13 protein-coding genes are annotated in these 14,585 nt (G+C 75.1%); all 13 read right to left on the reverse strand.

What is annotated here, in order from left to right:
• Positions 1-8: 8 nt before the first annotated feature.
• Genes OG447_RS25700 through OG447_RS25760 form a run of 13 tightly spaced genes read right to left on the reverse strand, consistent with a single transcriptional unit; the run spans position 9 to position 14,502 of the window.
• Positions 9-458: a GPW/gp25 family protein gene (locus OG447_RS25700; protein ID WP_266939631.1), complete on the reverse strand. Its 450-nt coding sequence runs from the start codon at positions 456-458 to the stop codon at positions 9-11.
• Between the two features lie 41 nt (positions 459-499).
• A complete protein-coding gene (locus OG447_RS25705) occupies positions 500-3,190 on the reverse strand; it encodes a hypothetical protein (protein WP_266939632.1) in 2,691 nt (896 codons plus the stop codon).
• A 2-nt stretch (positions 3,191-3,192) separates the two neighbouring features.
• Positions 3,193-4,758, reverse strand: coding sequence for a hypothetical protein (locus OG447_RS25710; RefSeq protein WP_266939633.1), 1,566 nt, complete (start codon positions 4,756-4,758; stop codon positions 3,193-3,195).
• Positions 4,755-5,420, reverse strand: coding sequence for a phage baseplate assembly protein V (locus tag OG447_RS25715; RefSeq protein ID WP_266939634.1), 666 nt, complete (start codon positions 5,418-5,420; stop codon positions 4,755-4,757). The genes OG447_RS25710 and OG447_RS25715 overlap by 4 nt, the downstream gene beginning before the upstream one ends.
• Entirely contained in the window at positions 5,420-6,523 is a 1,104-nt protein-coding gene (locus tag OG447_RS25720) for a phage late control D family protein (protein ID WP_266939635.1), read from the reverse strand. Before OG447_RS25720 ends, OG447_RS25715 begins: the two co-directional genes overlap by 1 nt.
• Positions 6,516-6,695, reverse strand: coding sequence for a hypothetical protein (locus tag OG447_RS25725; protein WP_266939636.1), 180 nt, complete (start codon positions 6,693-6,695; stop codon positions 6,516-6,518). Before OG447_RS25725 ends, OG447_RS25720 begins: the two co-directional genes overlap by 8 nt.
• Positions 6,692-8,086 carry a hypothetical protein gene (locus OG447_RS25730; protein WP_266939637.1) on the reverse strand — a complete coding sequence of 465 codons (1,395 nt, stop codon included), beginning with the start codon at positions 8,084-8,086 and terminating at the stop codon, positions 6,692-6,694. Before OG447_RS25730 ends, OG447_RS25725 begins: the two co-directional genes overlap by 4 nt.
• On the reverse strand, positions 8,083-8,655 hold the full coding sequence (locus tag OG447_RS25735) for a phage tail protein (RefSeq protein ID WP_266939639.1): 573 nt from the start codon (positions 8,653-8,655) through the stop codon (positions 8,083-8,085). Before OG447_RS25735 ends, OG447_RS25730 begins: the two co-directional genes overlap by 4 nt.
• Positions 8,656-8,657: 2 nt before the next feature.
• Positions 8,658-10,658, reverse strand: a complete 2,001-nt coding sequence (locus OG447_RS25740; RefSeq protein ID WP_266939641.1) for a phage tail sheath subtilisin-like domain-containing protein — start codon at positions 10,656-10,658, stop codon at positions 8,658-8,660.
• Positions 10,655-11,110 carry a phage tail protein gene (locus OG447_RS25745; RefSeq protein ID WP_266939643.1) on the reverse strand — a complete coding sequence of 152 codons (456 nt, stop codon included), beginning with the start codon at positions 11,108-11,110 and terminating at the stop codon, positions 10,655-10,657. Before OG447_RS25745 ends, OG447_RS25740 begins: the two co-directional genes overlap by 4 nt.
• A gap of 20 nt (positions 11,111-11,130) precedes the next feature.
• On the reverse strand, positions 11,131-13,014 hold the full coding sequence (locus OG447_RS25750; RefSeq protein WP_266939645.1) for a phage tail sheath subtilisin-like domain-containing protein: 1,884 nt from the start codon (positions 13,012-13,014) through the stop codon (positions 11,131-11,133).
• 25 nt (positions 13,015-13,039) lie between these two features.
• A complete protein-coding gene (locus OG447_RS25755) occupies positions 13,040-13,912 on the reverse strand; it encodes a hypothetical protein (RefSeq protein WP_266939647.1) in 873 nt (290 codons plus the stop codon).
• On the reverse strand, positions 13,909-14,502 hold the full coding sequence (locus OG447_RS25760; RefSeq protein WP_266939649.1) for a Pvc16 family protein: 594 nt from the start codon (positions 14,500-14,502) through the stop codon (positions 13,909-13,911). The genes OG447_RS25755 and OG447_RS25760 overlap by 4 nt, the downstream gene beginning before the upstream one ends.
• Positions 14,503-14,585 lie beyond the last annotated feature (83 nt).

Here is a 14,585-nt window from a genome sequence, read left to right on the forward strand (position 1 = left end):
CCCGGCCGCTACCGCAGGTAGAAGGGGTAGACGAGACGGTCCGGCCGCAGGTCCACCAGCCGTACGTACGCGATGTCGATCCACACCAGGGTCGGCTCCTCCCCCGGTGTCACGGCGACCTCGGTGACCCTGATCCGGGGCTCCCAGCGGGTGAGGGCCTCGCTGATCTCCTCGCTGAGGGCCGTGCGGGTGGCGGCGGTGTTCGGTGTCATCAGGTAGCGGCGCAGTCCGCAGCCGAAGGAGGGCCGCATCACGCGCTCGCCGGGCTCGGTGTCGAGGATCGTCTCGATCGACTGCCTGATCAGCGCCTCCCCGCCCACCCAGGCCAGCGCGCCCGCTTCCCCGCCGCCGCCTGCTCCGCGCGGCCGCAACGGGAACCGGACCCCGGTCCCCAGCCACGCATCACCCACCGCATCCAGCGGGCCTGGGCCCCCGGTCGTCCCTGTGCTCACGGTCATACGCCCGATGGTCCGGGGAGACCGTCACCGTGGCGTCGCGGTTACCAGGGGAAGCCGCGGTCCCGCTCGTCGCGGTAGACGTGATGGGTCCAGTCGCGCACCCGTACACCGCGCCGCATGGCCAGGCCGATCCGGTCGAAGAAGAGTTCCTGTTCGCGGCTGCCCTCGCGGAGCCGGCGCTGCTCGGAGACCTCCAACACCCAGCGTCCCCTGATCGGTTGCCCCCTCAGCTGGGGGAACCGCTGCTCGGCGTGCGGCTTGTCGGCGATGATCCGGCCCGGTGCGTAGTGGTCTTCGAGCTGGTTGAGGAACTTCAGGTACACGGCGTCGTCGAGGTCCACGATCTGCGCCCGCTTGTGCGAGATGATCCACTGACCGGGCACGTAGGCGTCGAGAATCGGACCGCGCTTCCTGCCCGGCTCGACCAATTCGACCTGGTGGATCGGGTACTGCCGCGCCATGGCCCGGTCGAAGTCCTGGCCCGATTCCCAGGCCTCCTTGAGTTCGGCCCAGATCTCGGGGTCGTCGACCTTCGGGTTCATCTCGGCATGCAGGTGCCATCGTGCTCCTGCCTGACGGGCCGTCAACACGGTGAAGCCGAAGCGGTTACGGAGGTCCGCGAGGGCGGCGGCCATCTCGGCCTGGTCCAGGGGGTCCGTGCGGGACCTCTGTTTGAGTTCGCCGACCGCCTTCAGGCCTGCGAGCCAGCGGGCCTGGTTGGCCGGGGACGGGACCTTGCCGTCGTCCTTGCCGGGCTTGGACGCCTTTGCCGGGGCGGCCCGGGACGGGGCCGGGAGCACGGCCGGGGCCTTGGCTGCCGGGGCCGCGGCCGGGGTGCCCGGATCCTTCCACACGCCCTTCTGCGGCCCGTCCTTGGCCGACTTCGCCGGAACGTGGTCACCGACCAGGTCGGTCAGGAACTTGTCCGGGCTGAAGTTCACCTCGCCGAAGGTGATCTCCGGGACCTTGCCGGAGCCGAGCACGTGCTCGATGTCGGCCCCGATGCCGAACTGCCCGGGCAGCGGGTACTCGCGCTGGGCCAGCGGCCAGTTCCAGCGTTTGTCGGGGGCCGGGGACCACCAGGGGCTGTCCAGTTCCACGAAGAGTTCGCCGCCGAGCCCGAGGAAGGGCTGCGCGGCGATCTCCAGGTGCCCGGCGAGGAAGAACTCGCCGCGTTTGCCCGCCTTCGGATCGGCGACCTCCCGGAAGCCGATCCGCGGGGTCGCCTCCACGTAGCCCCGGATGCCGGCCAGCGCGCTGACCGCGATGCCCGCCTTGATGTCGTGGCCGAGGAGCTGGATGCCCGCGCCGCCCTCGGCCTTGAGCCGCAGCCCGGCGAAGGCCGGGACGTTGAGGGTCGCGGTCAGCCCGAAGTCCTTCAGTACTTCGGGCCTCGTCGACCAGGTGCCGGTCAGCTCGATGCGGTCCAGCGTCGCCGGTCCGATCTTGGCGACGGCTTCGAGGCCGATGCCGGCGAACAGGAAGACGTTGCCGACCAGCGGTACCCCGTACGCCGCGCGGACCTCGAACCTCGCGAGCTGCTTGACGTAGTCCTTCTGCTCGAAGAGCGGCTTGTCCATCCTCGGCGTGATCCTGCCGACGAGGGTAACCTCGCCCCGGTGGTCGACGACCACCAGGGCTTCGCCGCGCAGCCAGTCGGCGAGGCGGACGTCGACGGTGCCCCAGCCCGCCACCACGCGCGGGCCGGGCCTCGGCCCTGCGGATCCGGGCGCGGGCCCGCGCCCGGCGGGCGCGGCCCCCGCCGGCTCCGGCGGTTGCGGAAGCTTGGCGTCCGTCAGCTGCCGCGCGGTCTCGGGGTCGGTGGCCACCAGGGTCAGCTGGCCGTCGAACCTGTCGTTGGCGTACCGCACGGTGCCCCGGACGTCGACGGCTCCCGCCGCGAACGCGGCCGTCACCTGGCCGGTGAACCCGCGCAGGACGACATCGGCCGTCGCGCTCCCGGACAGCGCCCCGTCCGGGCCCCGCACCACGGGCACCTCCACCGCGCCCAGGCCGGCCACGGTGCCCCGGGCGAGCGCGCGGAAGGTGACGACCTCGTTGGCGAGGCCGAAGCTGCCGGAGGCCTTGAGGAAGCCGCCGAGGGTGAAGGACATCTGCCCCGCGTTCAGCACCAGCGTCGTACCGCGCAGCTCGTTCTCCACGCCCGGCAGCCGCAGCCCGGCCAGCCCGGCCCATCCCAGCGCCTCGGCGCACTCCTCCATCCGGTCGAGCAGGGCCCGGCCGCCGCCGGGCAGCCTGCCCTTCACCAGGGCCGAGGCGTGGCCTTCCAGTACGCCGTCGTGGACGCGCAGGGCGAGCACCGGTTCGATGCCCTCGGCGCGCAGGGGCAGCAGCAGGGGGTGCAGCAGCGGAACGGCCTGGTAGTCGCCTCCGGGGCCGGTCGTCAGGCCCCGGTCGGTCTTGCGCAGGTGGACGGTGCCCGCGGCCACGGCGCCGAGCCGGACCCGGACCGGCCCGCCCGCGGCGCCCGCGCGTTCCAGGTACTCCGTGACCGCGGGGCCCGCGGTGAGGGCCGCGCCGCCCTGGAGCGCCAGTTCCTCCTTGGGGACGTCGGCGGGTACGAGGGCCCGCGCGAGTTCGCCGGCGAGCCTGCCTGGGGCCGCGCCGGGCCCGGGGGCCGCGGGGCCGGCGGCCGGGGCGGGCCCGGGCGGGGCAGGGGCGCGAGCGGGCGCGGGGACCGGTTCCCGGGCGGCCGGGGCGGGGCCCGCCACGCTCAGCCTCCCCCGCACAGGGGGTCGTCGACCGGCGGCTCCGGCCGGGGCTGCGCGGGGAGCGGCACGGTGGGCGGCGGGGTCAGGGCCGTCAGCAGGTCCCCGCCGTGCTCGTCCTGGACGGCGCCGGACTCCTGGAGCCGGGCGGCCGCCCCCTGGGAGCCGAGGAGTTCGTCCAGTCGGGCTCGCTCGGCGGGGCCCATGGTGGACAGTTTGCCGCCGCCGTCGAAGAAGGTCTTCAGGGCGGCGACCGCGGACAGGGAGGGCGGCAGGCAGAAGCGCAGGGCCAGCAGCCACCACAGCTGGAAGAGGAACACCACGATCGGCAGGAACATGCTGAACAGGAAGAACGCCACGATCATAAAGATTTCGAGCGCGAAGGTGCAGGTGCGCGGGACGCTGCCGCCCACGGTGCCGCCGCTCGGTGTTCCGCCGCCGGGATCGAAGGACAGCTGCGAGCCGGGCGGGCTGGTGACGGCCACTCCGCCCGGTCCCGGCGGGCCGCCGGCCCGGGCGGCGACCGCCCGCAGGTCGGGCAGGGTCAGGGAGATCCGGCGGTTCTTGGTGCCCTCGGGGTCGAAGAAGGCCGCCAGCCGGAACGGCTCGCCCGGCTCGCTCCAGGAGGTCTGCCGGGGGCAGTGCCCGTGGCCCGGGCGCGCGGGGCGGCGTACGAAGCAGCGCAGTTCGTAGACGTGGTGCTCGTCCAGTCTGGGCAGACCCAGGTCGTCGTGGTCACCGGAGGCGGTCGGCACCACCCCGAACCACAGCGACCGCTCGGGCGGCGCACCCGGCCCGGAGCCGCCGCCGGTGCAGTCGCCCGAGCGGGCCGGCAGGCGCCACATCGGCAGCTCCAGCTCCCGGTCCGCGGGGCGGTCCTTCGGCGGGGGCGTGCCGAGCGCGCGCCACTGTCCGCCCGCCCCTCCGGTCATCCACGCCTGGGTCTGCGTCCGGAGGCCCACCTGGTCCAGCAGTTCCCGGTGGTCCGACGCGAAGCGCAGCCGCTGCGCAAGGTCGGCCCACAGGACGTCCTCGACCTCCGAGCCGTGGACGCTCGGCTCGCCGCGGCTGCCGTTCTGGGCGGCGAGGAGGTCGGCGGTCAGCCGGTGGGCGAGCTTGCGCAGCACCCGGGGCGGGGCGGTCATCTCCACCTGGCGGCGGCGCATGACGAAGCCCACCTCCAGCCCGTCCGGGGACTGCGGCCGGGGCAGTCCGGGCCGGTCGCAGAAGAGCTCGACGGTGAAGGCGTAGAAGCGGTCGTGGGCGGGCTGGTAGAGCTTGCGCAGGCCGGTGCGGACCAGCTGGTGGGTGGCGAAGCGGGCGCGGCCCGGGCCCCGTTCGCCGAGAGGCACGGGCACCGCGTACGACCAGACGTCCTCGGCGGCGTCGAACCGCAGGGAGTCCCGCGGGTCGGTCACGAGGCGGCGCACGAACTCGGCGGAGTCGTACTTCTGGAGGGCCGGTGTGCGCGCCCTGGGGTCGAAGCGGTCGAATCCCCCGCGCTCGCACACGTACCAGGGGGCGTACACCTTGAAGCCGTGTTCGGGGACGGGCGGGCCCGCGGCGCTCACCAGATGTTCCCGGCGCCGGGGGTGTAGGCCGGGGAGATCACCATCTGCTCGGTGACGAGCGTGGCGCATTTGACCAGGCCGTTGAAGGTGGACAGCGGGGCGTTCACGGTCACCAGGGGCGCTTTGACGTCCACGGACACGTTCGCCTCGATCTCGACCGAGGTGGGTGTCAGCCGGACCACGCAGCCGCCGCCGTGGCGGACCGTCACCTGCTGGGTGGCGTTGTCGAGGGTCACCTCGTGGCCGGAGGCCGTGGTGATCTGGACCTGCTCCGCTCCCGGGGTGTCGACGAACCGCAGCCTGCTGTCGGCCCTGGTCCGCAACTGCCGCAGGTCGTTGGCGGGTTCGGGCTGGTGCGGCAGGGCGGCCCGGCCGTTCCAGGCCGCGCCGAGGACGTACGGGCGGCGCGGGTTGCCGGCCTCGAAGGCCACCACGACCTGGCTGTCCACCTCGGGCAGCACGAGCAGGCCCTGGCCGTCGTCGGCGTAGGGGGAGCACAGCGTCGCCCAGGCGCGTACGTCGCGGTCGCCTTCGGTGCCCAGCCAGGGGAAGCGCACCTCGACCCGGCCGAGCCGCTGTTCGTCGACGATGTCGGTGACGATCGCCGGGTAGACGCCGAAGTAGCCGGGGGCGCAGCCGTCGGCCGGGGCCGTCAGGGACATCACACCACCTCGTTCAGGGACGGGCGTTCGGCGTCGAAGCGGGTACGGAAGCCGCGCTCCGGGTCGAAGGTGTGCCGGACGCGGGTCACGTAGTAGCCCTCTCCCTCGAAGGGTCCGCCGACCGAGCGCAGGGTGAGCCGGCCGCCGACGACGAGGTCGGGGCTGCCGTTGGTGGTGCCCGCCGCGGTGACGAACCGGCGGCCGCGGCGCAGCATTTCGGCGCGTGCCCACGCCTCGGCCTCCGCCGCGGTCAGGGCCGTCTCCCGTACCCGCAGGCTGGTGGCGGGGCCCAGGGCGCGGGCCAGCAGCCGGGCGCCGACGCGGCCGCCCGCCGTTTCGGCCTCGACGGCCTCGGGGCCGGCCCGCTCGTCGATGCCGGCCCGCCGGTCGGCGTCGTAGCCGGTCACCACGACCTCGCTGCGCTGGTGGGCGAGGTCGGCGGCGAAGCGTACGGACAGCAGCTGACTGCCGTGGACGAGGGTCTGCGCGGGGGCGCCCCGGCTGCCCCGGGCGCGGAAGTGCAGGGTGCGGCCGGTGGCCCACAGTTCGGCCTGGATCAGCCGGGCCCGTTCGCGCAGGAAGGCGAGGTCGCTCTGGTTGAGCTGCTGGACGACGTCGTAGCGGGGGCCGGGGGCGTCCGCGTCGGCGGCGAGGCCGTGCTCGCGGGCCACTTCCCGGGCGAGCCCGGCGTCGGTGAGGTCCCGGTACGTACGGTGCCTGCGCGTCATGCGCAGTCGCATCAGGGCGTCCTCGGCGTGGACGAGGACCAGCGGGGGTTCGCCGTCGCCGAGGACGAGTTCCAAGGCGGAGACGACGCCTTCGAAGACGTACCGCTGCGCTGACGGCGGGCCGAGGGCGACCTTGAGGGTGCTGCCCAGGTCGAGGGTGCTCCCGTCGAGGTGCAGCAGCCGGCCCTGCGGGCCGGTGGCTCCGGCGCCGACGGCGAGGAAGTGGGCCCGCAGGGTGCGCAGTCCTTCGACGCCCTCCGCCACCTCCAGCCGTACGCAGTCCCGGGCGAGGTCCCTGACCAGGGTGCCGCCGACCTCGAAGGCCGGGGAGACCGCCGACACCGCCGGCGGGGCGGCGGGCGCGGGCTCAGTCATCGAAGCCCTCGGCCGCCACCCGGGCGGCGAGCCAGGCCGCGCGCTCGGCCGCCTCCCGGTGGTGCTCGGCGGCACTGTGGACGCCGCCGGGTCCGCTCGGGCCCACGCCCGGTGGGCGCGGGCCGGCGGCGGGTACGACCTCGGTGTGCAGCTCTCCGATGTGCACGCTCATTCCGGGCCTCCTCGCGGTGTCCACCTCAGGGTGTCCGGGCCTGCGTCACGGCGGCGTTGCTCGCAGTCCGCGGCGTACCGGCCGGGCGGTGCGGCGGGCAGCCGTTCCCAGGGGGCGGCGGCCGCATCGGGGGCCGGTGTCTCCTCGCGCCGGGCCCGGTCGGCGAGGCTGCGGCCGCCGCCGGCCTCGACTTCGGCGAGGGTCGCGGGGTCGGCGCGGGCCCGCAGCGGCACGCCGCGGCCGTAGCCGGTCGAGCGCCGGTCGGGGCCGGGTGCCGGCGGGCGCCGGGCGGACCCGGCGCCGGGTACGGCGGAAGCGGGCGGGGTACCGGGGGCGGGCCCGGCGGGGATCTCGAAGGACTGACGGGCCCCGGCGGTGGCCCGGTCCACGGCCGCGCCCGCCACCGTGCCCGCGCAAGCCCCGATGCCGCCTCCGGCGCAGAGCGCGAAACCGGCGAGGTCCGGGTCCGGCGTGCCGCCGACGGCCGCCGCGTCGCGGCCCGCGGCGGCGCCGTCGGCGGGACCGTCGCCCGGGGGCCCGGCGGGCAGGCCGAGCGCTGCGGACAGGCCGCCGACCGAGGTGGCGGCCACCGCTCCGGCGAACCCGGCCGACAGCTGGAGTCCCGCCGAGGCCGTGAGCCCGGCCGAGACCTCCGCGCCGAGCCGTACGGAGGCCCCCGCGGCCAGCGTCAGGGGGCTGTCGAGCCCGCTCATCGCGCCGCGCCAGGCCGCCGGGTCGAGTCCGAGGCGGGAGAGCAGCTGCTGGGCCGATTCGCCGTCCTGTGCCTGGACGACCCGCTGGGGGCGGGCCGTTCCGGCGGTGCCGGGTGCGGCTCCCGCCCGTGGGGCGCCCGGTTCGGTGGCGGCCGCGGTGTCCCGGGCACCGGGGCCCTCCTCGTGGGCCTCGTAGGCGAAGTTCTGCTCGACGACGGTCACCCCGACCTTGGCGCGCAGCGGGGTGCCGTCCGGGGCGAAGTAGTCGAGTTCCTCGGCGACCTGGGTGACGATGCCGTTGTAGCGGAGCGTCCCCCAGACGAACCGGACCACCGGCGGCGGTTCCGCGGGGCTGTCCTTCGGCGGCTCGACGAACTGCCGTACCAGCGCGGTCCAGCGCCGCACGTCGACGTACTGTCCGCCGTTGCGCTGCTCCGCGGTGTCGAATTCCAGGTCGAAGGTGAGGGTCGAGCCCTCCTGGGCGGGGTGCTGGCGCTTCTGGGTGCGGGTGGTCGTTCCGCCGCGGTCGGTGTCGTTGTTGCGGCTGATGCGCAGTGAGGCCGGGTTGAACTGCACCGGTACGGCGGGGCCGTCGTCGAGTACCCGGGCGGGCCTGTCCTTGCCTTCGGACGGGCCCCGCCTGAGGCGCTGGAGCGTGGCCTGGGCCAGCGCGGTCACCGGGTCCGCTCCAGGCGCAGGCCCTCGTGGGCGATGTGCAGCTCCTCCACGGCGATCTCCCCGGTCTTGGCGTTGAGGGTGGGTCCGGCGATCTTCAGGGGCAGGCCGCGGGTGAACCTCCAGTGGGCGAGGACCCGTCGGCCGGAGGGGTCGAGGACCTCCACGTCCCCGTCGTAGCGGGGCGGTGGGGCGCCGCCGGCGACCATGCCGTGCAGCCAGTCCCACAGGCCGGTGTCGGCGCCGGCGCCCTCGGCGGCGACGAGCATGCCGCGTTTGAGCACCAGCGGCTGGAGCCTGACCCGGCCGACCCGGCGCACCACTTCGTCGTTGGCCCCGCCCTGGAGGTACTCGCGGAGGTCGGCCTCCAGCCCCAGTCCGGAGCATTCCTGGAAGCCTCCGTCGCCGAGCCGTTCGGGTCCGCCCCGGTGGGCGGTCGCGCCGCCCCCGGCCGCGCCGCCCCCGGCGGAGCCCGTCAGCGGCAGTGCGGGCGGGGGCGCGGCCGTCCGGCCCGGAGAGGCGCTGCGGACGATCCGCACCCGGAAGTTGAAGGTCTGTACGAGCTCGGTCACGCTCACACCACCCGGACGGCGCCGTCGGCGTCCTGTGCGATCCGCAGGACGAGGTACTCCAGGGGGTGCGCGGGTGCCACTCCGACCTCGGCGACCAGCCTGCCGAGGCCCACCGACCAGGCGGGGTTGAGCCGTTCGTCGCAGCGGACGAAGAAGGCCTCGTCCTCGCTCTCCCCGGCGAGGGCGCCGGAGCGGTACAGGCCGCGCAGCAACTGTACGAGGGAGCCGGTTAGTTCGGTGCGCAGCTGGGGCGAGTGGGGTTCGAAGGCCAGGGGCTGGGCCTGCCGTTCGAGGACGAGCCGCAGCATGGTCATCAGCCGGCGCACGCTGAGCTGGCGGTAGCCGGGGTCGCGGGAGAGGGTGCGCGCGGAGGCGAGCCGGAACCCGTCGCGCTCGCGGTGGAAGACGTCGACGTCCAGCAGGTGCAGTGCGTCGCGGTCGGCTTCGGCGAGGTCCTGGGCCGAGGTGACGGCCTGCGCGGCGAGCGCGTTGGCCGGACCCCAGGACAGCCCGAGCCGCCGCTCCCGTTCGGCGATGATTCCGGCCGCGAAGGCCGAGGGCGGTACGGCCACGGCCCGGCCCCGCGGATCGTCGGGGGCGACCACCCCCAGCCAGGGGTGGTAGGCGGCGGCGTAGGAGCTGTCGAAGGCGGCGCGCCAGCGTGCCACGGAGCGGACCGGCAGCCCGGGTGGCACGTCGAGCAGGGCCACGAACCGCCGCTGCCGTTCGGCGAGTGCGACGAGCCGCTGCTGGCGCCGGATGATCTCGGACAGCCCGCCGTGCCCGTCCAGGAGGGTGCCCCCCTCCCGGGGCGCGGCGGGGGGCGGCGGCGCGGCGGGGGGCGGGCAGGGTGCGAAGACGGGGCCGCCGGACCGCGGGGGCGGCTCGGGTGCGGGGGCGGGGGCCTCGGTGTGGTGCCACAGCAGATCGGGTACGCAGAGCAGCGCGACCTCGGGGACCAGGGCCATCCGGTCCATCCCGGCCGCCGCTGCCGGTCCGGGCCCGTCGGGGTCCTCGGCGCCGCCGACGGGCAGCAGTTCGACGGGGGCCGGGCCGTGGAAGCTGTCGGCGTCGATGGCCGCGTAGCGGTCCCGGCCCTCGCGGCCGGGCACGACGGCGGACCGGGCCGGGGTGAGGAAGGCGTCCGGTGGCAGCAGGCCCTCGGGCCAGCTGCCGTCGGGGGTGGTGAGCAGGGAATCGGCGGCCAGCACGGCGGCGGCGTACCGGGGGTGGGCGCGGCACAGCCCGAGTCCCGTGAACCGCTCGTGGCGGGGGTGGGCGGGGTCCGCGTCGGTGACGGTGACGGTGGCGGTGACGAGTTCGGCCGTCACGTCCACCGGCCGGGCGCCCTCCCCCGGGGCCCGGTCGAGCAGGGCGACGGGGCGCCGCAGGCCGGCGGGGTCCTGGCGGACGGCCTCTTCGAGGACGCGGAAGAAGCTCCCGGCGGGACCGAGCCCGGGGCCCTGGAGCCGCAGCAGGGACCCGGCGGGGGGACGCAGCGCCTCGGGGAGGGTCAGTTCCCGTGCGGTCGCGGTGGCGGTGAACTGGTCCGCGCCGGTGAACTCCCAGCGCACCGAGAGCCGTCCGCCCCAGCTGCCTTCGTCGCGGGCACGCAGGTGGACCTCGTACGGCTGCCCGGTGCCGGGTGCCGTGCCGCGGCCGTCCGGGCGGGCCAGCCGGATCCGGTGCAGTGCGCAGGCCTCGGCGGCGGCCGGGTGCGGGGCGCGCGGGAGCGGCGCCACCCGCAGGACGTGGGCGCGGACGCCGCCCTGCGCGAAGAACGCCCGTACCGCGTGGGGCAGCAGGCCGGGGCCCTCGAAGCCGCCGAACCTGCGCAGGTAGTCGGGCCAGCGGTCGACGGCGACCGGCGTGTCGACGGGCCCGCGCGGGGCCACTCCGACGAACCCGGCGACGTCGAGCCGTACGGGCCGGAAGGCCGGCTGCGGCCGGGGGCCGTCGCGGTGGACTCCCGGCGCTCCGAGGCGCAGTCCGGGCGGGGTCACAGCGACAGGAAGTCGATGCGCTCGGCGACGAGGTGGAGCTCCTCCATCGCGACTTCTCCGCCGCCCTTGCCGGTGAGGGTGGGGCCGACCCACTTCTTGGGCTGGGCGGCGCGCAGCACCCAGGAGCAGACCGGCTGGCGGCCCTCGTCGTGCAGGGTCACGGTGACCGTCCGCGGGTCGAACTCGCCCTCCCGGGTGGCTTTGATCCACTGGAACAGGCGCAGGTCGCCGATGATGCCCCGCTTGAGGGTGACGTCGTTCGTGGTGTTCGTGTTGGCGATCTTCCGGACGTGGTTCTCGGGGTCGTTGCCGTTTCGGTACTCGGAGAACTTCACCTCGTTGCCGGCTCCGCTGAAGTCGGAGAAGCCGCCCGCGATCTGGTCCTCGCCCCCGGTGTCGCCGAGCTTGACGAGGAAGTTGAAGGCCCCGTAGGGGTTGGTGCGCGTTGCCATGAACGTCTCCTGGTCTGCGCTCAGCCGCGCTGCGCGTCGGCGGTGAACTGTCCGATGCGGAACACGACGAACTCCGCGGGGTAGGTGGGCGCCACGCCGATGAGGCAGATCAGGCGGCCGTTGTCGAGGTCGTTCTGGGTCATGGTGGTGCGGTCGCAGCGGACGAAGAAGGCCTCTTCGGGCTTGGTGCCCATGAGGGCGCCGGTGCGCCAGGTCGCGATCAGGAAGTCCTCGATGGTCTGCCGGACGGAGGCCCACAGCCGCTCGTTGTTCGGCTCGAAGACCGCCCACTGGGTCGACTTGTCGATGGAGTGCTCGAGGTAGATGAAGAGCCTGCGGACGTTGACGTACTTCCACTCGGGGTCGGAGCTCATGGTCCGGGCGCCCCACACACGGCGGGCGCGGCCTTCGAAGAAGCGCAGGGCGTTGATCCCCTCGGGGTTGAGCACCGACTGCCGGTCGTAGGTGACGTTCGTGCTGAAGTCGTTGATGCCGAGGAGGACTTCGTTGGCAGGGGCCTTGTGCACCCCGCGTTCGATGTCGCTGCGGGCGTAGACGCCCGCGACGTAGCCGGAGGGCGGCACCTCCAGGAGGGGCGCGGGGGCTCCCGGGTCGGGCCGCAGGCTCGGGTCGGTGATGCGGACCCAGGGGTAGTAGAGGGCCGCGTACTTGGTGTCGAACTGGGCCCGGAACCGGCGCACTTCGGAAGGGGAGCTGTTCCTGGGCGGGTCGACGACCGCCATCCGGTAGCGCAGCCGCTCGCAGTGTGCGATGAGGTGGTCGACGGCGGTCTTCTGCTCGCCGTCGGACAGGTCCACGGTGTCCGGGACGGCGACGATGGCGATGTCGTCGACCTCGCCGAGCGCGCCGAGCCCGCGGGCGGGGTCGGCGAGGCTGTCCGGGTTGGCGGCCTGGCCGAGGAGGTCCTGCGCGGTGAGCGGCTCCCCGTCGCCTCCCCCGGTGAGGAACGCGCCGCGGCCCGCGCCGAGCAGCGCGGCCAGCAGGGCCCCCGCCGCGACCGGGGGCTGCCCGGTCGCGGGCCGTACGGTCTGCAGCCAGACCAGCGAGAACTCGTCGGCGGGGTCCACCGCGTCCAGGACCCGGCTGACGGCCCGCGGGTGCTCTTGGCCGAGTTCGAGCTCGTTGTAGACGTCGACGCGGTCGCCGAGCCGTACGGTGACGGCGAGGGTGAGGTGGAAAGCGGCCGTCCCGGGGGTCACGGGCTCGAAGGAGCCGTCGGGCTTCCCGTACCCCAGTACCCCGTCGGCGCCCCGGACTACGAAGCGGACGTTGCCCTGCTGCGGCGGCGTCTCGTCGCCGAGGACCGGCGCCCGTCCGTCGGCGGCCAGGGCAGCCACCTCCACGGCCGCTCCCGGCCGCACGCCGGTGAGGCGGGGCGGCGCGCCCGCCCCGCCGTCGGGGACGAGGATGTTCTTGCCGCGCCGGAAGGTGACCCCGACGCTGATCCGCGCGCCCGCGGAGCCAGGCCAGCGGGCGCGCCAGCGCAGCAGCGGGTTGCCGGAGGCGGGGAAGGCGAGGGAGGCGAAGTTCCTGGGGACGTCGATGGCGGGGGTCGCACCGGTGGACCGGGTGAAGGCGAAGACCCGGGCCACGTACAGCCGTCGCCCGCCGTTGGCGAAGAACGCCCGGGCAGCCAGGGCCAGTTGGCATTCCGTGTCGCCGATCTTGAGTCCGCCGAAGGCGCGTTCGTACTCGGTGAAGCTCGTGACCAGGGTCGCCCCGGGCAGCACGGTGGGGTCGGCCGGGGCGGGCAGGCTGTACGGGACGGGCCCGTACTCGGTGCGCCCGGTCATCCCGAAGGTGCTGGTCGGCACGCCTTCGACGGACCGCGAGCGGAAGCTGGTCTCCTCGACGTAGACGCCGGGTGTCAGGTACTCGGGCATGGGCGGATCTCCTCGGGCGCGGGGGTCAGGCGGTGGTGTGGGGCAGGTCGTCGGCGTGCACCACCTGGCCGACGGTGAGCGGGCGGACGGTGTCCGCGGCGGCGGTGCGGTACCCGGCCGGCACGTCGGTGCCGCGCAGCAGCCCGTTGTCGAGGTCCTGCGGCCGGGGCGGGGAGGCGCTGCGGGTGACCGGCTCGGCCACCAGGTCGGCCAGCGGGTCGAGCGGGTCCGGGGGCGGGGCCGTCGCCGGGTCCGGGGCGTACGTGCGCAGCGCGACGGCGTAGGGCGAGGGCATGGGGTACGTGAGGGCCCCGCCGCCGTCGATCAGGAGCAGCACCTGTCCGTGCTCGTCACCGTGGGCCCAGCCGATCCGGACGCCGCCCTCGCCGAACGCGTCCACCCGTGGCCAGCGCACCGGTTCGCCGCCGCGGGTGACCCGCAGGCGCATGCCGGTCATGCCCTGCGGCACCGGGTAGGCGGGCCCGGGCAGCAGCCAGGGGGCCAGCAGCCGGGCCGCGGCGCGGACGGGGGCGGCGGCCGGCGGGCGGGCGTCGGCGCCGGTGAGTTCGGCGAGGGTCCACAGCGGTACGGAGAACCGCCGCGGGACCCAGCGGCGGGCCGGGTCGTCCACGCGTACGGTCACGCTCGCGCCGAGGGCGCCCGTCGTGCCGTGCCGCAGGACGAAGCCGGTGGCTCCGTGGTTCTCCAGCGGCCGGACGGGTGCCGCGGCGCGGTCGCGGCGGCCGGGCACCCGCCCGGCCTCACGGCCCACCCGCAGGCCGGGACCGGCCGGGCCCCGGTTGCGGGCGTCGAGCGGGCGGACGGCCAGCGCGAGCCGGTGCAGTACGTCCACCTCACCGGCCTCGACGGTGATCCGGCGGCCGCCCTCCCGCGTCATCGGCCCGTCCCCGAGGTCCCGGACGCGACGACGGTGACCTCGTCCGCCGTCCGGCCGGGCCGTCCGTCGATGCGGATGACCCGGGCGAGATAGGGCAGGCAGAGCCGGTAGTCGGTGGTCATCGCCTGGAAGGCCTCGCTCATCGAGTCCATCGCCAGGTCGTCGGGGACGATCTGCACCGCGTCCCCGGCTCCCCAGTCGCCGCTGGGGTGGAGGAGGGGACCGGTGAGCGGGCCCTCGCTCTCCAGGGCGAGCGCGGCGAGGCCGAGCCATTCCAGCTCCGCCTCGACGAACCGGTCCCAGGCGGCGATCAGCAGGTGCATCCTCAGCGGCAGCCGGGCCGTGCCGTCCTGGGCGGCCATCGCGGCGCAGGACGGGCGGGTCTCGCGGTCGATGCTGAGCCGGTAGCAGTACACGGACACGGCGGGATGGCGGATCACGGCGCCCGGCGTGTCCACCTTGTCGAAGTCCACGGGCCCGGCCAGGACGGCCTCCGGACGCGGGCCCGCGGGGATCTCGTCGAGGAAGCGCCGGTTGAGCAGGTCGACGACGCTGCGCCCCACTGCGGCGAGTGCCCGGTATCCAGCCATGGGCCGATGCTGCGGCCCGCCCCGTCACGCCAGCGTTGCGGGGACGGCCGGGCGACGGGCCGGTGACACCGCCGGGCCCACAC

Source organism: Streptomyces sp. NBC_01408, assembly GCF_026340255.1.
Taxonomy (GTDB): Bacteria; Actinomycetota; Actinomycetes; order Streptomycetales; family Streptomycetaceae; genus Streptomyces.

Bases quoted from the DNA above. Each gene is read 5' to 3' on its own strand.
- OG447_RS25700 (WP_266939631.1), bottom strand. From the start codon at position 458: ATGACCGTGAGCACAGGGACGACCGGGGGCCCAGGCCCGCTGGATGCG.
- OG447_RS25760 (WP_266939649.1), bottom strand. From the start codon at position 14,502: ATGGCTGGATACCGGGCACTCGCCGCAGTGGGGCGCAGCGTCGTCGAC.
- OG447_RS25715 (WP_266939634.1), bottom strand. From the start codon at position 5,420: ATGTCCCTGACGGCCCCGGCCGACGGCTGCGCCCCCGGCTACTTCGGC.
- OG447_RS25725 (WP_266939636.1), bottom strand. From the start codon at position 6,695: ATGAGCGTGCACATCGGAGAGCTGCACACCGAGGTCGTACCCGCCGCC.
- OG447_RS25720 (WP_266939635.1), bottom strand. From the start codon at position 6,523: ATGACTGAGCCCGCGCCCGCCGCCCCGCCGGCGGTGTCGGCGGTCTCC.
- OG447_RS25755 (WP_266939647.1), bottom strand. From the start codon at position 13,912: ATGACGCGGGAGGGCGGCCGCCGGATCACCGTCGAGGCCGGTGAGGTG.
- OG447_RS25745 (WP_266939643.1), bottom strand. From the start codon at position 11,110: ATGGCAACGCGCACCAACCCCTACGGGGCCTTCAACTTCCTCGTCAAG.
- OG447_RS25750 (WP_266939645.1), bottom strand. From the start codon at position 13,014: ATGCCCGAGTACCTGACACCCGGCGTCTACGTCGAGGAGACCAGCTTC.